The organism is Nocardioides sp. (assembly GCF_035703625.1).
Classification (GTDB): Bacteria; Actinomycetota; Actinomycetes; order Propionibacteriales; family Nocardioidaceae; genus Nocardioides.
The window spans coordinates 1-2,724 of the sequence record NZ_DASSXS010000023.1 but is presented as its reverse complement, the minus strand read 5'-3'; the positions used below and the strand labels follow the sequence as shown (position 1 = coordinate 2,724).

The window sequence follows — 2,724 nt, the reverse complement described above, 5'->3', positions numbered from 1 at the left end:
TCGGTCACCAGCGTTGTCCGCACCGACGCCGGGTTGGCGTCCGAGCTCCGGTTCTCCGTGATGCGCCTGCGGCGGCGGCTGGCCATCGAGCGCCACCCCGACAACGAGCTCAGCCTCGGCGCCATGGCGGTCCTGGGGTGCCTCTACCGCAACGGGGAGCTCAGCGTCGGTGAGCTGGCCGCGCAGGAGCGGGTGCAGCCGCCCAGCATGACCCGCACGGTCAACTGCCTGGAGGACGGCGGGTACGTCGCCCGCCGGCGCCACGAGACCGACGGGCGCCAGGTCGTCGTCGTCCTGTCCGACCTGGGCCGGGAGACCCTGCTCGCCGACCGCGCCCGCCGCGACGCCTGGCTGGCCAGGAAGCTCGCCGACCTCACCGCCGAGGAGCGCGACGTGCTCCGCCGGGCGGCCCCCATTCTCGAACAACTCGCACAGAAGGACTGAGCGCCACAACTTTGAGCCCCACGTTCCGCTCCCTCGCCAATCCCAACTACCGCCGCTACGCCCTCGGCGGTGTCGTCTCCAATGTCGGTACCTGGATGCAGCGCGTCGCGCAGGACTGGCTGGTCCTCCAGCTCACCGACTACAGCGGTGCCGCCATCGGGATCACCACCGGCCTGCAGTTCCTGCCGTTCCTGCTGCTCTCGCCCGTGGCGGGCCTGGTCGCCGACCGGATCCCCAAGCGCCGTCTGCTCCAGCTGACCAACCTCGGCATGGCGGTGCCCGCGCTGCTGCTCGGGCTGCTGGCCGTCACGGGCACCGCCCAGATCTGGCACGTCTACGTCCTCGCGTTCGTCCTGGGCACGGCCGCCGCCTTCGACGCTCCCGCGCGGCAGTCGTTCGTGTCCGAGATCGTCGGTCCCGACGACCTCACCAACGCGGTCGGCCTCAACTCGGCCAGCTTCAACGCCGCACGCATCGTCGGACCGGCCGTCGCCGGCGTGCTCATCGCCGCCCTGGGTGGGGGAGCAGTGGCCACCGGGTGGGTGATCCTGGCGAACGCCGTCAGCTACGCCGCCCCGATCCTCACCCTGCGCCGGCTCGACCCGGCGGCGCTGCGGACGCCCGAGCCGATGCGGCGCGAGCCGGGCCAGATCCGCGCGGGCGTCGCCTACGTTCGGAACCGCCCCGACCTCATGCTGATCCTGGCCATCGTCTTCTTCACCGGCACCTTCGGCCTCAACTTCCAGATGACCTCGGCGCTGATGGCCACCCAGGTGTTCGGCAAGGGCGCCACCGAGTACGGCCTGCTGGGCACGTTCATGGCGGTCGGGTCACTGACCGGCTCGCTGGTGGCGGCACGGCGGCCCTACGTCCGGCAACGGCTGGTGATCGGCGCCGCCCTCGTCTTCGCGGTCGTGGAGATCACGGCCGGCCTGATGCCGTCGTACCTCGCCTTCGCCCTGATGACCCCGCTGCTCGGGCTGAGCGCGCTCACCATGATCACGGCGGCCAACGCCTACATGCAGCTGCACACCGACGAGGGCATGCGGGGCCGGGTGATGGCCCTCTACATGATGATCTTCATCGGCGGCACCCCGCTCGGCGCGCCCCTCATCGGCTGGATCGGCGAGGTGGCCGGAGCCCGCTGGACGCTGATCCTCGGGGGGCTGGCGACGGGCGTCGGAGTGAGCCTCGCGGCCCTGTGGTTTGCCCACCTCAGGGGCGTTTTGACCCCCGATGGGGGAGCGAGTAACCTCGTTCATCGTGTCTGGGACAACCAGACCGTTGCGCGTGCCCAAAAGCTCTCCGAGCGCCCATCCACCTCACGGCAGGCCGAGGAGCCCATCCGGGCGCACACCACAGGCACATCGAAGTAGCAGCATCATCGTGCCCGGCAAGGCGTCGGGTTCTGACTAGAGGACAAGAAGGGGAACCACCCGGTGCCCACGATCAACCAGCTGGTCCGCAAGGGCCGCCAGGACAAGGTGTCGAAGAACAAGACACCTGCCCTCAAGGGTTCGCCCCAGCGACGCGGTGTCTGCACCCGCGTCTACACCACCACCCCGAAGAAGCCGAACTCTGCCCTCCGCAAGGTCGCCCGCGTGCGCCTGTCCAGCGGCATCGAGGTCACGGCCTACATCCCGGGCGTGGGCCACAACCTCCAGGAGCACTCGATCGTGCTCGTCCGCGGCGGCCGGGTGAAGGACCTCCCCGGTGTCCGCTACAAGATCATCCGCGGTTCCCTCGACACCCAGGGCGTCAAGAACCGCCGCCAGGCCCGCAGCCGCTACGGAGCGAAGAAGGAGAAGAGCTGATGCCCCGCAAGGGTCCCGCACCGAAGCGGCCGATCGACATCGACCCGGTCTACGGGTCGCAGCTGGTCTCCCAGCTGGTCTCCAAGTGCCTCCAGGACGGCAAGAAGCAGGTCGCCCAGCGCATCGTCTACACCGCGCTCGAGGGCTGCCGCGAGAAGACCGGCACCGACCCCGTCGTGACGCTCAAGCGCGCGCTCGACAACGTGAAGCCGGCCATCGAGGTCAAGTCCCGCCGGGTCGGTGGTGCCACCTACCAGGTCCCGATCGAGGTCAAGGGCACGCGGGGCACCACCCTCGCTCTGCGCTGGCTCGTCGGCTACGCGCAGGACCGTCGTGAGAAGACGATGTCCGAGCGCCTGATGAACGAGATCCTCGACGCCTCCAACGGCCTCGGTGCCGCGGTGAAGAAGCGCGAGGACACCCACAAGATGGCCGAGTCCAACAAGGCCTTCGCCCACTACCGCTG

At 69.6% G+C, this 2,724-nt stretch carries 4 protein-coding genes; all 4 read left to right on the top strand.

The features are described 5' to 3' along the window. The coding region (locus VFN12_RS01115) for a MarR family transcriptional regulator (protein WP_325116695.1) at positions 1 to 444 on the top strand (444 nt) is incomplete at its 5' end. 11 nt (positions 445 to 455) lie between these two features. After that, positions 456 to 1,820, top strand: a complete 1,365-nt coding sequence (locus tag VFN12_RS01110) for an MFS transporter (protein ID WP_325116694.1) — start codon at positions 456 to 458, stop codon at positions 1,818 to 1,820. Between the two features lie 63 nt (positions 1,821 to 1,883). Continuing rightward, positions 1,884 to 2,258, top strand: coding sequence for a 30S ribosomal protein S12 (gene rpsL / locus VFN12_RS01105; protein WP_325116693.1), 375 nt, complete (start codon positions 1,884 to 1,886; stop codon positions 2,256 to 2,258). Next, a partial coding sequence (rpsG, locus tag VFN12_RS01100) for a 30S ribosomal protein S7 (RefSeq protein ID WP_325116692.1) occupies positions 2,258 to 2,724 on the top strand: 467 nt, incomplete at its 3' end. The genes rpsL and rpsG, both read left to right, overlap by 1 nt.